Annotated in this window: 13 protein-coding genes; 7 read left to right on the top strand and 6 right to left on the bottom strand. The window is 41.5% G+C overall.

Annotated elements, in window-relative coordinates; genetic code table 11:
- The 4 genes from ACEW80_RS26765 to ACEW80_RS26750 all read left to right on the top strand — a co-directional run.
- Positions 1-1,246 (top strand): hypothetical protein (locus ACEW80_RS26765; RefSeq protein WP_373529509.1); only part of this gene is annotated, 1,246 nt, incomplete at its 5' end.
- A 341-nt stretch (positions 1,247-1,587) separates the two neighbouring features.
- A complete protein-coding gene (locus ACEW80_RS26760; protein WP_373529508.1) occupies positions 1,588-2,043 on the top strand; it encodes a DUF262 domain-containing protein in 456 nt (151 codons plus the stop codon).
- 117 nt (positions 2,044-2,160) lie between these two features.
- Positions 2,161-2,658, top strand: coding sequence for a hypothetical protein (locus tag ACEW80_RS26755; RefSeq protein WP_373529507.1), 498 nt, complete (start codon positions 2,161-2,163; stop codon positions 2,656-2,658).
- Positions 2,659-2,674: 16 nt separating this feature from the next.
- Positions 2,675-3,664, top strand: coding sequence for a hypothetical protein (locus ACEW80_RS26750; protein ID WP_373529506.1), 990 nt, complete (start codon positions 2,675-2,677; stop codon positions 3,662-3,664).
- Between the two features lie 162 nt (positions 3,665-3,826).
- Here ACEW80_RS26750 and ACEW80_RS26745 read toward each other — a convergent pair whose 3' ends face one another.
- Positions 3,827-4,111 carry a TniQ family protein gene (locus ACEW80_RS26745; RefSeq protein ID WP_373529505.1) on the bottom strand — a complete coding sequence of 95 codons (285 nt, stop codon included), beginning with the start codon at positions 4,109-4,111 and terminating at the stop codon, positions 3,827-3,829.
- A gap of 249 nt (positions 4,112-4,360) precedes the next feature.
- A complete protein-coding gene (locus ACEW80_RS26740; RefSeq protein ID WP_373529504.1) occupies positions 4,361-6,346 on the bottom strand; it encodes a beta strand repeat-containing protein in 1,986 nt (661 codons plus the stop codon).
- 789 nt (positions 6,347-7,135) lie between these two features.
- Here ACEW80_RS26740 and ACEW80_RS26735 point away from each other — a divergent pair.
- Positions 7,136-7,600, top strand: coding sequence for a Mov34/MPN/PAD-1 family protein (locus ACEW80_RS26735; protein WP_373529503.1), 465 nt, complete (start codon positions 7,136-7,138; stop codon positions 7,598-7,600).
- 206 nt (positions 7,601-7,806) lie between these two features.
- Here the strand turns inward: ACEW80_RS26735 and ACEW80_RS26730 are convergent, their stop codons facing one another.
- Complete coding sequence (locus ACEW80_RS26730; protein ID WP_373529502.1) at positions 7,807-10,599, bottom strand: beta strand repeat-containing protein; 2,793 nt, start codon at positions 10,597-10,599, stop codon at positions 7,807-7,809.
- A 759-nt stretch (positions 10,600-11,358) separates the two neighbouring features.
- Between ACEW80_RS26730 and moeB the strand changes: the two genes are divergently transcribed.
- Complete coding sequence (gene moeB, locus ACEW80_RS26725; protein WP_373529501.1) at positions 11,359-12,531, top strand: molybdopterin-synthase adenylyltransferase MoeB; 1,173 nt, start codon at positions 11,359-11,361, stop codon at positions 12,529-12,531.
- A 198-nt stretch (positions 12,532-12,729) separates the two neighbouring features.
- Here the strand turns inward: moeB and ftsH4 are convergent, their stop codons facing one another.
- On the bottom strand, positions 12,730-14,598 hold the full coding sequence (gene ftsH4 / locus ACEW80_RS26720) for an ATP-dependent zinc metalloprotease FtsH4 (RefSeq protein WP_373529500.1): 1,869 nt from the start codon (positions 14,596-14,598) through the stop codon (positions 12,730-12,732).
- Positions 14,599-14,781: 183 nt separating this feature from the next.
- Positions 14,782-14,988 (bottom strand): chlorophyll a/b-binding protein, encoded by a 207-nt coding sequence (locus ACEW80_RS26715; protein ID WP_373529499.1) that lies wholly within the window; start codon positions 14,986-14,988, stop codon positions 14,782-14,784.
- 73 nt (positions 14,989-15,061) lie between these two features.
- Between ACEW80_RS26715 and ACEW80_RS26710 the strand changes: the two genes are divergently transcribed.
- Entirely contained in the window at positions 15,062-15,220 is a 159-nt protein-coding gene (locus ACEW80_RS26710) for a hypothetical protein (protein ID WP_373529498.1), read from the top strand.
- 544 nt (positions 15,221-15,764) lie between these two features.
- On the opposite strand, the gene ACEW80_RS26705 is transcribed toward ACEW80_RS26710, so the two are convergent.
- Positions 15,765-20,024 carry a DUF4347 domain-containing protein gene (locus ACEW80_RS26705; protein ID WP_373529497.1) on the bottom strand — a complete coding sequence of 1,420 codons (4,260 nt, stop codon included), beginning with the start codon at positions 20,022-20,024 and terminating at the stop codon, positions 15,765-15,767.
- Between the last annotated feature and the right edge of the window lie 429 nt (positions 20,025-20,453).

Below are 20,453 nucleotides of genomic sequence, written 5' to 3'. Positions count from 1 at the left end.
TCTCAAAAATGCCATCAGCTACTTACAACAATTTCCCCAGTCAGAATACGAGGATATTTGCTTGGATGCTTTTGACTTAGGATTTCTGTGCTTGCAAACTGCTCAAACTCGTCATGGCAACGAATTAATTAAGCAGCAGATGGAATCTTTATTGGTGGAGTTTCAGCGGTCGGTCAAAGTAATTGCAGAGTCTTTCCAGCAGGAATTAGTTAATCAAGTAGGGACAGATAACGGCCAATTATTAGCTCCACTCCAAACTCAAATTAATCTCACTTCAACCATCCTCAATGAAAAACTCAATAGCGTCAGCACTTTGCTCACACAAGAAATAGACCCCGCCAGAGAAACTTCTGTTGTTGGCCGCTTTCTCAATTCATTACGTCAGTTATTAGATGCCAAACGCTCTGATTCCATTCAAGGCGCATTTAAAGCAGCATTAATAAATGTCACTAAGGAAAATGGTATTTTGGCTGCGGCAGTTAAAGATGTGGTTTCTGAGTCTGTGAAACCATTAACCGAACAAGTGGAAAAACTGACCAGAGAAATTCGAGATCAACAGGTGACACAACAAGTACTTGAGCAGACAACTGCAAAAGGCATCAACTATGAGGAATTAGTTGTTGTCGAACTGCGAAATTGGTCAAAGTTGAGTGGAGTAGAGGTGGAGCATATTGGTCATGATGGGGATACTGGCGATATTCTCGTAAAGTTTACCAGTAAATCGTTAGCTGTAATTGAACTATCAATAGTGATTGAAGCTAGGAAACGACCCTCAAAACCTTTTGGTCGCCAAGCAATCACTCAACATTTACAGTCAGCAATGGTGCGGCGTTCTGCAAATTCGGCAATTTTTTTAAGTTATTCCCGCGAGGGATTAGCGCAGGAAATCGGTGATTGGGCAGAGGGAGTTTCTGAGTCAGGTTATTGGGTCGCCACAACTCATCCATTTTTAATCATTGCTATCCGCTTTTTGGTGATCCAGCAAAGGTTAAATAAATTGCGTAGCTTTGAATCAGAACTGGATGTGACTGCTGTTGAACAACAGATTCAGCAAATCCGCACAGCTTTGGGACGAATCAGAACTATAAAAAAATCTCTGACGGAAGTTGGTAAGGGTGTAGCTGTGATTAAAGCTGAGGCAGATGCGCTGAGTACAGATATTCAATCAGCGCTAAAGTCGATTGAACAAACACTGAGTTTTTTTACCAGCGAAAGTATCGGCAAGCAGTATCAAAAAAAAATATAATTTTTCGTTACTAATAAAAGTACGTATAGCATTACTCAATGGCTAACCAATCTTTCTCTATCGCTTAAAAACTCTGGAATTACTACAACATCTACCCTGATGACTGCGTTAGCTATCTTAGAGGCGATCGCTTGAGCTTGTGGAGTTTGACAGAAAAAAGGAGATCGCTTCCTTAGTTGAAGATAAACCAGTGATTCCTGTCTGGTTGGATGAGATTTATCGAAGATTGGAACAAAAGCTGATAGTCTAATGAAAATGCGATAGAATTACCCGTATCAAAGGTGTTGAAAGAATGTGCGATAAAAGCCATCTCAATCAATACTATATGCTAAATATATCTAATGAGTAGGACAATTAACTTTCAAACTGTTTCTTGGTTTTGGGATCTCTATAATAGAAAACTCCTTGAGCTTGATCCACCTTATCAAAGACGTAGTGTTTGGAACCAAGACTATAAAGATTTTTTTGTTGATACTGTACTTAATGGCTATCCTGCACCTGCAATATTTATATATCAAGAAATTACTCCTGAAGGAGTATCTAAAGTTAGTATAGTGGATGGCAAACAAAGATTATCTACTTTATTTGAATTTGCAAACAACGAATTTCCTGTGTATGAAAAAGCTACAATTGAAAGATTTCGTGGTAAATATTTTAAAGATTTAGATCCTGAAGATAAACAAAATTTTTGGAAATATCAGTTTGCGATAGAATATGTACCATCATCTGATGAAAAAATAATTGGTAATATATTTGACCGTATAAATCGTAATGTAATTAAATTAACACTTCAATAACTTCGTCATGCAAAGTTTAACGGAGATTTTATTACTACAGTAGAAGAATTAACTAGCTGGATGTTCGAGTATTTAGGTGGAAATTTTCCAGCAATTGATCGAAGATCTAAAAAACAAATGAAAGATGTTGAAATGGTTGCTCAACTATTACTTTTTCTAGAAGATGGTGTTAGAGCTTATAGTCAAGAATATCTTGATAAAGCATTTAGTGATCGAGATATTAATTGGGAAGTAAAAGAAGAAATTGAGAATGAATTTCGTAATACAGTTAAATATATCAAAGAGATATTAGATTTATCACAAGATATAAATTTATCTAAAACGAGATTGAAAAATCAAGCTGATTTTTACTCGTTGTTTGGTGCTATTGCTGAGTTAAATCGTGAAAATGACAATGGATTGATGATATCTAAAGATATTGGTGAAAGAATTAATAGTTTTCTGAAAATAGTAGGAGATTCAGAATTACAAAATCAGTCTAAAGATTCATTAACAGACTATCAAAAAAATGCACTAGACTACTATGACGCTGTTAAATTCTCATTTACAGATGCAGGTACAAGAAAAATTAGAATTAGAATTATGAAATCTGTAATTCAGGGAAATCTAAACTGATAAGAATCTTAGATGTATGATCTATCCTTCTATACTAGAGCGTAAATATAATGAATATAGTCCTTTTGTTAAAAGACTTGCAGAGACAATTAAATCAACATTAGTCAATTTTTGTGAAAGCAAAGGATATGCTTTTACTTCGCGCATTAAAAGTGTTGAATCTCTTGCGGAAAAAATTGAAACAGGTAGATTTAAAAAATGGTCAGATTTAGACGATTTATTTGCTTGCACTATTATAATACCTACTTTATCTCATGAAGAAGAAGTAATACAATTTTGTAACAATAATTTTGAGATTATACGAACAGTTAAAAGAGGACAAAATAAAAAAGCACCGGATATTTTTAGGTTTGATTCGACTAGAATATATGCTCAAATTAAAAAATTTGATGCCTTAAATCCAGATAATGAATTAAGTATTTATAATATTACTTTTGAAATTCAAATTAAAAGTGCTTTTGAACATGCATGGTCAGTTTCAACTCATGATTTAGTATATAAAAGTTCTGAAATTGACTGGAAAAAATTACGTTTATCAGCACAAATTAAAGCAAACGTTGAACAACTAGATACGCTTATTCTTGCTTTTGAACAAACCTCTCTTATTATCCAAGAAAATAATTATCCTGGTATAAAAATTAAACGTAAATTAGCCAATGAAATTAACAAGCTATTTGAAAATGGTAAAATTCCTAATGAACTACAACCAAAAGACATGAACCGTTTTTGTGATAACTTATATCGTCTGGCTGTTGATGCAAATAAAGAAAACAATATCCAAGGAATTATTGACAAGATAAAAATAGAAATTAATTCGACTTCATCTAAAAAAATTCCTCGTAGTATTTCATTATTTCAATATTTTTTTGCTATATTAATACGTAATAAAATTATTGAAATTCCTATAAAAAACTACCATTGTCATATAACCGAAGAATTGACTACTCTATATCCTGATATACAGATAGATAATAATTTTATTTTTCTCTATAGTGAAGATCGTTAGTTTATCAAAAAATCTTTTGCTTTTGGCTGAAATCAAGATGTTAACATAATAATCTAACTATAAAAAAGCTTTTGCTTTGTTGTCATCTTCACAAATGGGGTAAAACACCTCTGACACCAACCATCTACCCACAAAGCTGGAACCTTAAACCTCGCTCGACAATTAGGACATTCCGACAATAACCTTAACTGAATGAGGCTTACACGCCTGCATATCCTTAAACTGCCATTCAATCTTGTGACATGGTGACTCGGTATAACAAGCAGCACATAACCGAATAGGCTCCATTTTCATTCCCACCCCAGCAGGTGGTAACATCTGCACTAACCTATCGACATCAACCCCCACTACAACAGCCAATGCTTCCAACTGCTGCCGAGAAGGAGGGGGATTAAACCGAAACTTTTCCCAACGGGCGATCGCACAACAGAAAGTAAAAGACGGCAATATGCGATCGCACCTCAAGTTATGCTAGCAACACAAAGGAAAGCACGCGTTAGCGATCATCTGTATGCTTGGCAGGGATACTCGTATATAAGAGTTCCCGCCCAGAACGGCAAATAGGATCGCTATATTGACTTGGCTTATTAACCTCATTGCTTTTATGAATTGAATGGGAGGTGCTTAAAATAGCACCTCCCATTTTAAAGATTTTTGATTGTTCTCTGCCGCTTCGTCATCGAAGCCTAATCACGATTAAACAACCACAAAGTTGTTTTCGGTTAGTGATACTCCACCAAATAGTTGTGCAAATTGGATTTGAGTAAAACTACCCGCACTACCATCTTGGTCAAAATATAACGCACCTGTAGTATTGTCATAGATAAATCGTTGAGCGATCGCTGTTGCAGATGTTCCGAGTGTAAACTGAGTAGATGAGAGTAAGTCTGGTGATAATCCGCCACCAAAACCAGCAGCCGATACCTGAATCAGTTCATTAGTAGCGTTGAAGTTATAAATACTATCAATGCCTTCATGGAAACTATTGAAAGCAAAAATATCAGTACCATCCCCTCCATAAAGGGTGTCATTGCCATTGCCACCGTTAAAGGTATTATTACCTAATGCGGCATTGGCAGAAACTAAATCATTGCCATCGCCACCATTGAGTAAATTATTGCCTGTTGAATAGTCAACATTCAAGGTATCAGCACCAGTGTCACCGTTAAGGATGTTATTGCCAGACGCCCTACGATAGATTGGAACTTCGCTATAATAGTTGTCTTCATAGTAGCCTGCGGCGGTGAGAAAATCATTGTCATCGCCACCATTGAGGAGGTTATTACCTTCTGAATAGTCAACATTCAAGATATCAGCACCAGCACCAGCGTTGAGGGTATTATTGCCAGTGGTGCTATAGTAAGTTCCTCCGTAGCCGTAGCCGTAGCCAGAGCCGGAAAGAGAATCATTGCCATCCCCACCATTGAGCAGATTATCGCCTCGTGAATAGTCAACATTCAAGGTATCAGTACCAGCACCACCGTTGAGGATGTTATCGCCAGAGGTGTTATCAAATCTGTAGCCCTCGAAGCTAGAGGCGGAAAGAGAATCATTGCCATTGCCTCCATCTAGTAGGTTATTACCTGTTGAAATGTCAGCACGCAAAGTATCGTCACCAGAGCCACCTTTGAGGATATTATTACCATCGGCAAGATTAACGGAAAGAGAATCATTACCATTGCCTCCATCCAGTAGGTTATCGCCTGTTGAAAAGAAAGCATCTAAGTAATCGTTACCAGCACCACCGTTGAGGGTGTTATTACCAAACACCCCAGGGCTATAGTAGCTAGCAGAGGCGGAAAGAGAATCATTACCATCGCCACCATCCAGCAGATTATCACCTGTTGAATCGTCAGCGTTCAAGGAATCTTTACCAGCGCCACCTTTGAGAGTATTATTACCAGACACTACATCGTAGTTACCCAAGGCGGAAAGAGAATCATTGCCATCGCCACCATCCAGCAGATTATTGCCTGTTGTAGAGTCAACATTCAAGTTATCGTCACCGACACCACCGTTAAGGGTGTTATTGCCCGCACCACCAATGAGAGTATCATTCCCTCTACCACCACGCAGCAAGTCGTTACCACTTTTGCCATCGATTTTGTCGTTACCTCCCTGACCATTGATAACATCATTGGAGTTGTCTAAACCCGTAATGTTATTGGAGAGGTCATTGAGAAAGGTGACTGTGTTCTTTTTGAAGATGGTGCTTTGGGTGGAATTCGCATCGAAGACATCAAAGTTGTCACTAATGCTGGTTTGCCCATTAAACAATATATTGCCCAGGGTGGATAGGTTCTCTAGTTTTTCGAGAGCAAAGTTTTGCAGGATAACTTTAGAACCAGCAACTCCTTCAAAGGTGATTTCCAGATTGCTACCATTCTGTGTAAGCAACAAATTTCGGGCGGTGAAGGCAGCACCTTGAAATTTGAGGGTATCAACTTCGGCAATGACTGCGGCCGATGGATTTGAGCCTTTACCTATGCCACCGAAATCGATGATGGTATCGATGCCATCACCCAAGTTGTAAACAAATTTGTCTTTACCGCTACCACCAGTCAAGGTGTCGTTGCCCTTGTTAGCTGTGATGCTATCATTACCTACTTTCGCGTTAATCGTGTCCGCGAAATTGCTACCCAATAGGGTATCATTACCGTTGGTTCCATTGATATTTGCCATAACTGTTATCTTCCTAAGTCAATTTTTTCAGTAATTGTTAAGTTTTCAATCTGCTGTCAGCGCCGTTTTAGGACACAAAGAACTGTCCGAAAATTGACGCTTTCGATATACTTTATGTCACCCTTGAGGCTCACTAATTTTTCTCGAATATTTATCCTGTTGATTAGCTTGCACGTGGCACTTATCTAACTATTTGGGACTATCTAAGTCTTAGGCAATGTACAAATATACGAAAGTGTGACATTACCAAAATAGGATGTTTTAAGCTTTTTTAAATCATCCTTGACTCAGTAGCATAGGCGCAGCCCAACTTAGATATCGCTAAAAAAGTGCCGTCAAACTAAGCTTAAATGTTTGAAGCCCACACTTGATAATTTGTTTTTTTGTCAATGCGTAAGTCCTACTGTCTTGAAAATAGGTAACAGTTTACAAAGGATAAAGATTTTAGCTCGAAAATAGGGAACATTTAAATAACCTCATAATAACTAAATACTAGATATTTACTTGGATGTCTATACTGAAAAACATATCTTCACTGAAAAAACATATCTTTGTATATTCTTCACCTTATTCGCCGAAAAATATAGATTATGTAATTATCTTTTTGTATTCTTCATACTTTGATAATCAAAAAAATACATATTTTCTTTACCGCTCACTTGGGTTGGGCTACGCCTAACATGATGATTTAAGATCAAGCGATCGCCTGGGTTGGGCTACGCCTACGCATGGCAATGTCTTGTATCTAAGCGAGAATCGTTATAAATTGCTAGAATCACAAATGCAGAGATGATCCGAATTAGTCAAGAACACTTACAAACTATCCATACCCATGCCGAAAGCACCTACCCGGATGAGTGTTGCGGGATTATTTTAGGCTATATGGCTAGTGAAGGGAAAACTGTGGTCGAAGTTATGCCAACAGAAAATGTCTGGGATACAGAGGCTGCGGCTGAGTTTCCAGGCGATCGCACAACAGAAAGTAAAAAACGGCAATATGCGATCGCACCTCAAGTTATGTTACAAGCACAAAGGGAAGCGCGCGATCGCTCACTGAACATCATCGGCATTTTTCACTCCCACCCAGATCATCCTGCTATCCCCTCAGAATGCGATCGGCTCTATGCTTGGCAGGGATACTCGTATATAATAGTTACCGTCCAAAACGGTAAAGCCGGAGAACTCGGAAGTTGGAGCCTTGACCATCATCATCAGTTTCAAGCAGAGGCAATTGAAATAATTCCTAATTTATAATACTCAGAAGAGGCTTAATCCTTTGTTTCCCAAGTCCGCCTAGGCGGACTTGAGTTTGTATAGCCACAAATGAGCTTCAGCGGGGCTTAATTTGACACGCACGAGCAATTATTTATCTACCCCTGCGTGGTCTATTTACCTGAAAATAGCTAATTAAGCACTTCGCTATCTTCCTCTGCTGCTGATTTATGGAATACGAATCACGATTAAACAACCACAAAATTGTTTTCGGTAAGTGACCATTCAAATCCTATTTGTGCAAATTTAACCTGACTAAATGCACCCACACTGCCATCTTGGTCAAAGAACAATGCACCTGTAACGTTGTCATAGATAAATCGTTGATTGCTTGTGGTTGCAGATGTTCCGATGGTAAACTGCTCAGATGAGAGTGAACCTAGTGATAAACCGCCACTAAAGCCAGTGGACGATACTTGAATTAGTCCACCATAGCTATAGATAGTATCTATGCCTTCATTAAAACTATTGAAAGCAAAGGTATCAAAACCGTTGCTGCCGCCTATCAGTATGTTGTTCCCATCGCCCCCAAGCAGCAGATTATTGCCTGATGAGTAGTCAACATTCAAGTAATCGTCACCAGCACCACCGTTAAGGGTGTTATTGCCAGAAACAGTATAAACTCCATAAGAAGAGTATACCGAGCTATCGCCAGAGGCAGTAAGAGAATCATTGCCATCGCCACCATCGAGTAGGTTATTGCCAATTGAGTAGCTAATATTTAAGGTATCATCACCAGCGCCACCTTTAAGGGTGTTATTACCAGAGATAGCATCAAGAGAAAACTCGCCACGGTACTCGAAGGCAGAGCCATAGGCAGTGAGATAATCAGCGCCATCACCTCCATCCAGTAGGTTATCGCTTGATGAAAAGTCAACAATCAAGCGATCATTACCCTGACCGCCAATAATCGTATCATTGCCATAATAGCCACCGAGAGAATCGTTGCCATTGCTCCCCACAATCAAGTCATCGTAGGCTGTACCAATGATGTTTAATCTTTCGATATTCTCGTAGCTAATCTCATTGGGACCTACCGTAATTGATCCTTGGTCAGTAGTAGCATTGAAAGTTGAAATGATCCCCCCTGCATAGTAATTAGCATTGTAATAACTGACAGATAAGAAATCGTCACCTGTTCCTCCATTTACTGTTTGAGTCAATACAGAAGAGGGGGCGATATATGATGCCCTGAAAGAGAAGGAGTCATTGCCATCATCTCCATTCAGTAGATTATTACCTCCTGAATTGTCAATGCTGAAAATATCATTACCATCGCCTCCGTTGAGAGTGTTATCGCCTATTGAATTGTCAACATTTAAGTAATCATCACCAGCACCACCGTTGAAGGTGTTATTGCCAGATGCGGTATAGCTTTGATTGAAATAGCCAGAGGCAGTAAGAGAATCATTGCCATCGCCACCATCGAGAAAGTTATTACCTGTTGAATAGTTAATATTGAAGGTATCGTTACCAGCAGCACCGTTGAGTGTGTTATTACCTGATGCTCTACCTGCACTAAAGTAATCGTCGCCATCGCCACCATCAAGGAAGTTATTGCCTGTTGAATCGTCAACAATCAAGTAATCATTGCCATCGCCACTATCGAGGAAGTTATCACCTGTTGCAGAGGTAGCATTCAAATAATCGTTACCAAAACCACCGTTGAGGGTGTTATTGCCTAATGCGGTAGATGCACTCAAGTTATCATCGCCATCGCCACCATCGAGGAAGTTATCGCCTGTTGCAGAGGTAGCATTTAAGTTATCATTACCAATGCCACCATCGAGGGTGTTATCGCCTTTTGAATTGTCAACATTCAAGTAATCGTTACCCTGACCGCCAATAATCGTATCATTGCCACTACTGCCCCCATAGAGAGAATCGTTGCCATCGTTTCCCACAATCAAGTCATCGTAGGCTGTACCTGTGATATTTAAGCGTTCGATATTTTTGTAGCTAGCCCGATTCGTCCCATCTGTAATCAAGCCTTGGTTAGTACAAGCTTTGAAAGTCGAAGTGATTCCGCTAGTAGCATAGGTGTAATCGACAGACAACAAATCATCACCTCTTCCACCATCGAGGGTGTCATCACCTCTTCTCCCATCCAGCGTATCATTACCACTTGTGCCTACAATCAAGTCATCATAGGCTGTACCTGTGATGTTTAATCGTTCGATATTTTTGTAGCTAACCCGATTCGTCCCAACTGTAATCAAGCCTTTTTTGGTACTAGCGTTGAAAGTCGAAGTGATTCCGCTAGTAGTAGTAGCATAGGTGTAATCGACAAACAACAAATCATCACCTATTCCCCCATCTACCGTTTGAGTCACTAAGGAAGAAGGGGCTGTATCTGTAAAATAAAAGGAGTCATTACCAGACTCTCCATTGAGAGTATTTCTGCCTTGAACTTCATAGGCGTAAAAAGAATCATCTCCCGATCCACCTGAAACCCTATTGTTACCAGTAGAGGAATTAATACTAAGGATGTCATTTCCTGCACCTCCAGAGAGGGTATTATTTCCAGCAGAGGCAGAAGCATCAAGGAAATCACTCTCAGAGCCACCGTCTAAAATATTATTCCCAGAAGAAACGGAAATATCTAAATTATCAGACCCACTTCCACCCTTGAGAGTATTTTTCCCTGTAGAAGAGTAGGCATAAAGGGAATCATCTTCAGAGCCACCATCTAAAATATTATTCCCAGAAGAGTAGGAAATATCTAAATTATCAGACCCGCTTCCACCCTTAAGACTATTTGTCCCTATAGAATAGGAGGCATAAAGAAAATCATTACCATAACCACCATCTAGGGTGTCATTGCCCCCATTCCGATATGGGTCATCATAATATCCATTATAGTAATCATAGTAATAAAAATTCCCATATAGGTAATCATTACCTCCTAAGCCTTTAATGAGGTCATTGCCCGGTGTGCCATATAGATCATCATTACCATTCGTGCCATTGATATTTGCCATAACTTTCTACCTACCTAAATTATTGATGTTTTCAGTAACTTCAGTTATCAATCTGTTGTTAGTGCTGTTTTAAAGCACTGTAAATTTACCGAGAGTTGAGGCTTTCAACTTCGATATGGTTTTAACGTCACCGTTGAGGGTTAGCAGTTTTTCCTAAAGATTCGCTATCTTAACTAGCTTGCACGTAATACTTATCCAAACTATCTAGGACTATATGTAAGTCTTAGGAACTGTACAAATTTACGAGCGTGTGGATGTTTGAAAATAGCCTGCTTCGGGCTTTTCTCAGTTTTTGCGATCAATAGCTTGGCTATTGCCCTTCGGGTGTTTAGCTTGAAAATAGGGAACATATAAATAACCTTATAATAACTATATACAGAATATTTACTTAGATGTCTATGCTTAAAGACATAAACTTGCGTATTCTTTACATGACCAGAGATAACCGTATAAAATACTGCTAGTATTTCTCTGTTTTTCATACTTTGATGATAGTCAATTCTTTGGAGATGCCTGAAGTACTTATAAAGAAGACTAATGAGTGTGGGGTAAATGCGATCGCCTATACCCTTGGCAGGGATACTCCTATATAATAGTTTCCGTTGAAAACGGCAAAGCTGGAGAACTCCGAAGCTGGAGCCTTGACCATCATCAGTTTCAAGCAGAGGCAATTGAAAATATAATTTAACAGCTTAATTTCCAGACAGATATCATTTTTCGATAGGATTAATATTCTCGCTCTTCCACATTACAAATGTTATGCTCAATCCTAATCTGGATGAAATCCAGTTAACCAAAGACGATTACGAACGCTACTCCCGACACCTAATTTTGCCGGAAGTGGGAATGGAAGGACAGAAGCGCCTGAAAGTCGCCAGTGTTCTGTGCATTGGTACAGGTGGCTTAGGTTCACCACTACTTTTATATCTGGCGGCGGCGGGTGTTGGACGCATCGGGATTGTCGATTTCGATGTTGTTGATACTTCCAATCTGCAACGCCAAGTAATCCACGGTACATCTTGGGTGGGTAAACCCAAGATTGAATCGGCAAAAAACCGCATTCATGAGATTAACCCCTATTGTCAGGTTGATTTATACGAAACTCGCCTGAGTTCCGAAAACGCCCTAGAAATCCTTCAACCTTACGATATCGTGGTGGATGGCACTGATAACTTTCCCACTAGGTATCTAGTTAACGACGCTTGCGTATTACTGAATAAGCCCAACGTCTACGGTTCAATTTTCCGCTTTGAAGGCCAAGCTACTGTATTCAACTACGAAGATGGCCCCAATTATCGTGACCTTTACCCAGAACCACCACCACCAGGAATGGTTCCCTCTTGTGCAGAAGGTGGTGTATTAGGAATTTTGCCAGGAATTATTGGTTTAATCCAAGCAACGGAAACTGTCAAAATCATTATGGGGCAAGGTAATACTCTAAGTGGACGGTTGCTGTTATACAACGCCTTAGAAATGAAATTCCGGGAGTTGAAACTGCGTCCTAACCCGATTCGCCCAGTGATTGAAAAGTTGATAGACTATGAACAATTCTGCGGAATTCCCCAAGCTAAGGCAGAGGAAGCAAAACAGCAGATGGAAAGTGAAGAAATGACTGTTAAGGATTTAAAGGAGTTGCTGGATAGTGGTGCAAAGGATTTTGTGCTGCTGGATGTCCGCAACCCCCATGAGTACGACATTGCTAAGATTCCTGGTTCAGTGTTGGTGCCTTTACCAGAGATTGAGAATGGGAATGGCGTTGCTAAGGTGAAGGAAATATTAAATGGTCACCGTTTAATTGCTCATTGTAAGTTGGGTGGGCGATCGGCAAAAGCCCTGGCCATTCTCAAAGAAGCTGGGATTGTCGGGACGAATGTCAAAGGTGGAATTACCGCTTGGAGTCGAGAAATTGATTCGTCAGTTCCAGAGTATTAAAAATGCACCACTTTGCTTAAAGAGTCGATCAGGGGAATAAGGGGGACAAAGTAAAATTTTCTCCCCTACCTCCCTACTCTTCCCTCCCCCATTTCCTTGCGGTAAGTGGCATTTCACAAACGCAAAGGAACGCAGAGGTACGCAAAGTTATTCTCTGCGTACCTCTAGGGATGAAATCGGAGGAATCTTAATTAGGAATTAGTATTGAGCTACAGGTTTAACCTGACTCAGTAGACTGTGCAGTTTCTCGCCTTCAATGACTTCTGTTTCTAAGAGTTGAGTTGCGATCGCTTCTAGCAAGTCTCGATTCTGTCTGAGAATTTCTAGGGCTTGTTCGTGGGCTGTTTCCACGATTTCCTTGACTTCGCTATCAATAGCTTTGGATGTGTCTTCACTCACCGCCCGCCGGGGATTAGGCGCACCATTGCCCAAGAACATTGCTTGTTGTCCTTGTTGGTAAGCCAATGGCCCTAAGACTTTGCTCATACCATAAGCTGTTACCATCCGTTCTGCCAAGTCGGTTGCTCGTTGCAAATCGTTGGAGGCACCTGTGGTAATACTGTTAAACACAACCTCTTCGGCGGAACGCCCACCCAACAAAGTTGCAATCTGACCCCGCAATTCTGTTTCATTCATTAAAAAGCGGTCTTCAGTTGGTAATTGCAGAGTGTAGCCCAAAGCTGCCATCCCACGGGGAATAATCGAAATCTTTTCTACGCGACCGTTTCCGGTTGTTAGCGCCCCGACCATTGCGTGACCAACTTCATGGTATGCAACAATCTTTTTCTCAGTCTCGTTCATCACCCGACTCTTCTTTTCTAAACCAGCGACTACCCGCTCAATTGCTTCAGCAAAGTCTTCTTGAGCAACACCTTGACGGTGATTCCGAGCTGCCAATAATGCTGCTTCATTCACCAAGTTTGCTAAATCTGCGCCAGCAAAACCAGGGGTACGAGTAGCGATCGCTTTTAAGTTTACATCATCTCCTAATTTCACCTTTTGAGCGTGAATTTTGAGAATCGCTTCCCGACCAGATAAATCGGGACGGTCTACCAACACTTGGCGGTCAAAGCGACCTGGACGCAGCAATGCCGGGTCTAAGATTTCGGGGCGGTTGGTAGCTGCTAGGACAATTACTGTGGCATCACCAGCCGCAAACCCGTCCATCTCAGTTAGTAACTGGTTGAGGGTCTGTTCTCGCTCATCGTTACCACCGTAGAAGCCGTTACTGCTGCGAGATTTACCGATCGCATCCAATTCATCAATGAATACAATACAGGGAGCCTGTTTTTTAGCTTGCTCAAATAAATCCCGGACTCGGGAAGAACCCACTCCAACAAACAGTTCCACAAACTCGGAACCAGAGATACTGAAAAATGGAACTCCTGCTTCTCCAGCTACGGCTTTCGCTAAAAGTGTCTTACCTGTTCCCGGAGGTCCAACTAATAATACACCTTTGGGAATCCTTGCACCAATTTGCGTAAAGCGTGCCGGAGTCTTGAGGAAATCTACAATTTCCACTAACTCAGTTTTCGCTTCTTCTACTCCAGCCACATCTGCGAAGGTAATTTTAGCTGATTCGCCTTCAACGTAAACCTTAGCTTTGCTTTTACCAATAGATAGAACACCTTGGGGACCACCACCACCGCCACCACGAGCAATAAAGAATTGCCAAATGCCAATAAAAATCAGCGGTGGAATCACCCAACTTAAAAGGGTTGTAAACCAAGTGTTCTTGGGTGGAGGTGTTGCAGCGAACTCAACTCCTTTTTGTTCTAGCAGTTTGGGTAACTCTAAATCAAAGATTGGTGTAGTTGTAAACACCTGTCCCGGTTCGGCATTCTCTGTTTTTATTTGGTAGAGGATCTGGTTTTGACCAACGGAAACGCGGCTAACCTCACCTTCCTGTACTTGATGAATAAATAGGCTATAGGGGACACCAGCCGGGCCAGAAGCAAATAAACCCGGCAAAAACAGATTTAAAAGCAGGAATAGCCCTGATACTGCCAGCAATATATTAGCAATCATCCGAAATCGAGGCTGCTTAGGCTGTTCTTTAATTGCCATAGATGTGATCAATCCTTAGTATGAAATAAATCAGAATTCAGAGATAACTTTGAGCGGAGACTTCCACCGTTCAAAAGTTCGGAGAGTCAGAATTTAGTAGAACCCCAATCCTTTGTGAGTTCTGGCTCTGACTATTGGCTACGTTAAATAAGTCTTATTTTTAACTTAGCTTGATAAACTTGATTAAAGACTGTTCAAAAAGGCGATTGCACCATGACCAGTCAAGATTTCCACAACTAAAAGCGATACAAACCCAATCATCGCCAAACGACCATTCAGCTTTTCGCCATACTCAGTAAAGCCAAGTTGAGACTGTTGTGTGACATACATCTGGGGTGCGGCCAAGTTGTTCAGTTTGTCTTGCTCATCAAAAATACTACCGCTTCTCATAACTTCTCCCAAATAGCAATGTTTGCTGCTATTTATTAATCTATGTAACTAAACTTAACAATTAACTTAATCTTTGGGAACTAACGAGCAAATACGGTTTACCGTACTCAAAGAATTAACACCATTGACAATTAGAGAATTGCAGCAAGCGATCGCACATACTAGAAGATACAGTAAAACATCTCTCTGTCTCCCTCACAGTTCTGAATCGCCGGAAATCGCTAGCCACTAACGCGATATACCAAAACGTTAAAGCGGGAGCGGTTACAGGCTGCGCGATATACCAAAACGTTAAAGCGGGAGCGGCTACAGGGAAGGCGGAAGCTGCTACAGGCTGCGCGAAATCCAAAAACGTCAACCCTAGACAATACCTTCGCCAAATCGAAAAAAGGCTCAATTCGTAGGTTGGGGAGCCACTGCGTTTATTGGTGTCAACTTAAGCTAGGAATAGCTTAACTGTTGGCTTCATCACCCACCTTGAACTTTAGTTCAAGGCTAACAGCTAAAGTCTACTGAAGTAGACTAGAAATTTTTGGAGGTATTTAGTCATCTTCAGATGACTTGTGCTATTAGCAAGGAACTTAAGTTCCTTGCGGGACATCACTTTTACGTTAAATTGACACCTATGCACTGCGTTGGGCAGCGAGCCACTCTTGTTGTATGTGACGTTTGAGGCACGAAACCCAACGTATTTCGATATGATTTGTAATGAAAAACATGATTAAAGCGCCTACCTAACGCACCATATTAGCGGTACGTTAGGCTAAACCTGAGCGCTAGACGATGACGTTAGTACCGACTACCAGATTTGTCGCGGTGAAATTATCCAAAGTCGCCAAGGTGAAAAAGTAAGAACCACTATAGCTAGAGTACTTAACTTCTGTAGAAGTACCAGATTGCACAAACTGTAAGTAGCCATCTAAGATGGGATTGCTACCACTGTAACCAATATTCTTAAACCCTTCAGTGAGGACTAACTGATCCTCGCTCTGATTAAAGTCAGTGATTGTATCACCAGCATAATTCAAGTTTTGGTAAACAAACTTGTCATAGCCGCTACCGCCAGTCAGGGTATCAGCCCGATTATCGTTATCGTTAAATGTACTACCAACAAGAATGTCATTGCCAGCACCGCCAAGCAAGGTATCGTTACCTGCACCGCCGCGTAGAAGGTCGTTGCCACTCTTGCCATCAATTCGGTCATTACCCCCCTGACCATTAATTACATCATTTGAGTTGTTAAAACCACTAACATTATTATTCAGATCATTGAGAAAGGTGACTGTGTTTTTGTTGAAGATGGTGTTTTGGGTGGAGTTGGCATTGAAGACATCAAAGCTGTCACCAATACTGCTTTGCCCATCAAACAGGATATTGCCAATGGTGGAGAGGTTTTCTAGGTTTTCCAGGGGAAAGTTTTGCAGGATAACTTTGTTATCAGCCACCCCTTCAAAGATGATTTCCAGATTGTTACCATTCTGGGTGAGTAGCAGATTTCGGGCTGTCAATCCAGCACCTTGAAATTTGAGGGTATCCAATTGAGCAATAATTGCTGCTGATGAATTTGAGCCTTTACCTAGCCCACCAAAATCGGTGATGGTATCAATACCGTCACCTAAATTGTAAACAAATTTATCTTTGCCACCGCCACCAGTTAAGATGTCGTTGCCCTGATTACCTCTGATAGTATCGTTCCCAGCTTGAGCGTTAATTATGTCACCATAGTTTTTACCCACTAGATTATCAGCGCCATTGGTTCCATTCACCCCGTTGAACTCTAATGCACCAATATCAACAACAGCTTTAGATATCCGGTTAAATCCAGCACCGCGTTGGTCAGTGGTGATACCAGCAGGAAGTAAGGCATTATTGCCAGCGTTAATGGCGAGACTATCCCCAAGTAAGGCGTGAGTAAAGGTTGAACCACCGTTATTTTGCAGGGCGCTGAGTTTGGGGTCGATAGGGTTAGCGCTGGTGCCGACGAGGGTGCTGGTAGTAAAGCCAGTGCTACCAGTGCGATCGCCAATCAGGTTATTACCAGCGTCGGTGAAGTTGCCGGAAACGTCGGGGTTGAGGTCATCGGGGAGGCCATCGGAGTAGAAGTTGTTGATCAAGTTGCCTGCAATGATGGTGTTTCCAACGATAACAGTGCCATCAGATTCATTGAAAACGCCTACATTATTAGGAATACCAAAAAAGCCACTTGAGGTGTTATTGGTAATAGTGTCATTGCTGAGGGTGAGAGTGCCGCTGTTAAAAATACCGCCGCCTCTATAACCATAGAATCCAAGACTATTACTAGAAACAGTGCTGTTAGTCAGACTAAAAATACCTGAGTTAGAGATGCCGGCTCCTTCTCTGGCACTATTATTAGAGATGGTGCTGTTAGTTATATCGACTACACCTGAGTTATAAATGCCACCACCATAAGATGGGAAGGGCATAGGACCTCCCCGATTAAGACCATCATCAGCATCGACACCATTATTAGAGATAGTGCTTCCCGTTATGCTGAGGTTGCCTGTATTGTATATGCCGCCGCCGTAGGCAGTATCGGCAGCAACGTACGCCCAATTATTGGAGACAGTGCTGTTGGTTAGGCTCAGGTTGCCTTTGTTAAAAATGCCCCCGCCTAATGATGACCCTCTATTACCAGAGACAGTGGTGTTAGTTAGACTGAGATTGCCTCTATTAAAAATGCCGCCTACCGCGCCGATATTGTCAGAGACAGTGCTGTTAGTCAGGCTGAGGCTGGCATTGCTATTGAGCAAAATACTCCCCAAGCCATCATTAGCATTAGCAATTTTCAAGCCATCAATGCTAGCATCTGTTCCTATGCCTGATATCTCAAACACGCCTGAGATATTATTACCGCTAATGGTGATATTTGATGCTCCAGTCCCCGAAATAATGATATCATTGCTAATCGTCAATTTCCCAGAGATAAGGGAGATGATATCCGGGGTGGCATCGGTGAACACACCCGCAAAGGTAATCGTATCCATCCCAACAGTCGCATTGGCGTTGAGGATAGCTTGCCGCAATGACCCTGCGCCAGAATCGTTGACATTCGTTACCACTGTGTCAGTATTAACAGGTTGCGGGGTGATGGGGGGCTGGACTTCGTAAGCACCAATATCAACAATACCGTTGAATACCCGGTTAAATCCAGCGCCGCGTTGATCAGTGGTGATGCCAGTAGGAACTAGGGAATTATTGCCAGCATTAATAGCGGGGCTACCTGCAAGTAAGGCATGAGTTAAAGTTGCACCACCGTTATTTTGTAACAGTCCAAGTTTAGGGTCAATGGGGCTGGCACTTGTGCCAACGAGGGTGCTGGTGGTAAAACCAGTGCCACCAACAATATTGCTACTGCTACCAGTATTATTGCCAATCAGGTTATTGCCCAAGTCAATTACGCTACCATCCACGTCGGGGTGTATATCACCGGAGGTGGAGTTGTCAAAGTTACTTGCAATGATGGTATTACTAACGTTAACGGGATCAGCGTATTCACTGACATTAAAAACCCCTCCACCATTGCCAGTACCATCACTATCTGAGTCAGCTGTGTTATTGGTAATTGTGGTGTTGATTAGGGTGAGGCTGGTGTTTCTCACATAGCTGAAGCCATTATAGATGCCACCGCCATCCTCTAAGGCTATATTGCCAGAGACGGTGCTGTTAGTTAGAGTAGCTGAACCGCCAAAATAAGTACTATCATCTCCGTTAAAAATGCCACCGCCGAAGCTTGCCGTATTGCCAGAGACACTGCTATTGGTTAGGCTGAGAACACCGCCTTGATTATAGATGCCACCGCCAGCGTTTGCCGTGTTTCCAGAGACACTGCTGTTAATTAGATTGAGAGTACCAAAGTTCCCCTCGGAACCGTCATTAAAAATGCCGCCTCCCGCAGTATCAGCATTGAAAGTGGCGGTTCCCCCGGTATTTCCATAAACACTACTATTAGTTAGGCTGAGGAAACCACCATTATAGATACCGCCTTTCGTATTACCAGAGACGCTGCTGTTAGTAAGATCGAGGATACCGTTGTTAGAGATGCCACTTCCGGCTGTATTACCAGACACACTGCTGTTAGCTAGGCTGAGAATAGAATTTCTATTGACCTTAATACTACCCCTAGCGATCGCCAGTCCATTAATACTGACACCTGTTGCTAGTCCCGATATCTCGAATACTGTAGAGGCGCTATTTCCCCTCACAGTTAGATTAGATGTCCCAGTCTTCAAGATGGTAACATCGTCAGTAATCGTCAGTTGCCCAGAGGTGAGGGTGATGGTGTCTGGCGTGGCATCTGTGAATCTTCCTCCAAAGGCGATCGCATCTCCCCCAGCAGTCGCATTGGCTAAATTAATTGCCTCTCGTAAAGTTGTGATGCCGTTATTGCGATCGCCATCATCCGCGTCCCCAATATTATTTACTGTGAAGGTTGCTAGCACACCTGCGTAACTCTGCTGTGTCGTTTCTGCGATCGCTAAACTCACTTCTAGATCAGCGGTACGGACTTCCAGTTCCCAATGGCCGCCTAACGCTGCATTGCCAATCCGCTGACGAGAAGCGGCAATATTCGCTCCTGTCAGTTGGTGCAGTTTAGCAATAAATTCTTCCCCGGCATCACCAGAAGCTACATTGCAACCATAGATGAGTAAGTTCCAGGGGCTATCGGTTTTGGCGGAGGCTAAGAATTTCTTCTGCCATTGTTCCAGTTGCTGGCTATATTCTTCGAGGGTATCAAGTCCTAAATGGGTGTTGCCCAGTTGTAAGTAGCCAGAGGCACCGTGGCATACAATGTGTATGTCGGTTAAATTTGCGTTATTGCAATTCCTCAGAATTTCCGTAATTTGCTCAACACCATTCTGTGTCGAGTCGATAACAAACACTTCAGTATTGGGAAGTATGCCGTTAACTAAACTGCTATAGTCTTCAACCGCCATATCGATGAAGACTAAACTATGGGTGTTGGAAGTAAAAATTTCGGGATTTACTTGGGAGTGTGAGATATGTAGCGTTACCATTTTGTTACTTTGAGCTTAGGGTTATAAGAAAAACTTAAACCGACTCAGCCTTATAATTACAGGGTTTTTACACAACTACCAAAAGCAAAAAGAATCTTGTTGTTTACTAGGAATTTTTCCTTTCGTTATCATCTAGCAAGTTGCTGATTTTGTAAAGTACCAAAATTATGTATTTGCACTATGCTTGCCCACCTTTTAAGAAACATATTTTACAATCTTTGCCCAGTAGGGATTTGAGCTTTTGAATTTCAATGTGTTTTTTTATATCTTGCGGGAGTGGAAAACGCTCAAGTCAGATGCTTACACATAGCAAAGGTATCAAAAACCGGACTTCTTACTGGTTAAATTTGAAAATCTAGATTTTTCGCTTATAACCCGGTTTTGCAAGTTTTGTTAAAAATAATGCTAGATATCAGTTGATGTATGCAG

The organism is Nostoc sp. (assembly GCF_041747015.1).
GTDB lineage: Bacteria > Cyanobacteriota > Cyanobacteriia > Cyanobacteriales > Nostocaceae > Nostoc.
The sequence above is the reverse complement of the archived record's forward strand: the minus strand, read 5'-3'. Positions and strand labels throughout refer to the sequence as shown.

Coding starts and splice junctions, on each gene's coding strand:
- ACEW80_RS26760 (WP_373529508.1), top strand. CDS start 1,588: ATGAGTAGGACAATTAACTTTCAAACTGTTTCTTGGTTTTGGGATCTC.
- ACEW80_RS26750 (WP_373529506.1), top strand. CDS start 2,675: ATGATCTATCCTTCTATACTAGAGCGTAAATATAATGAATATAGTCCT.
- moeB (WP_373529501.1), top strand. CDS start 11,359: ATGCTCAATCCTAATCTGGATGAAATCCAGTTAACCAAAGACGATTAC.
- ACEW80_RS26740 (WP_373529504.1), bottom strand. CDS start 6,346: ATGGCAAATATCAATGGAACCAACGGTAATGATACCCTATTGGGTAGC.
- ftsH4 (WP_373529500.1), bottom strand. CDS start 14,598: ATGGCAATTAAAGAACAGCCTAAGCAGCCTCGATTTCGGATGATTGCT.
- ACEW80_RS26755 (WP_373529507.1), top strand. CDS start 2,161: ATGAAAGATGTTGAAATGGTTGCTCAACTATTACTTTTTCTAGAAGAT.
- ACEW80_RS26705 (WP_373529497.1), bottom strand. CDS start 20,024: ATGGTAACGCTACATATCTCACACTCCCAAGTAAATCCCGAAATTTTT.
- ACEW80_RS26730 (WP_373529502.1), bottom strand. CDS start 10,599: ATGGCAAATATCAATGGCACGAATGGTAATGATGATCTATATGGCACA.
- ACEW80_RS26735 (WP_373529503.1), top strand. CDS start 7,136: ATGATCCGAATTAGTCAAGAACACTTACAAACTATCCATACCCATGCC.
- ACEW80_RS26715 (WP_373529499.1), bottom strand. CDS start 14,988: ATGAGAAGCGGTAGTATTTTTGATGAGCAAGACAAACTGAACAACTTG.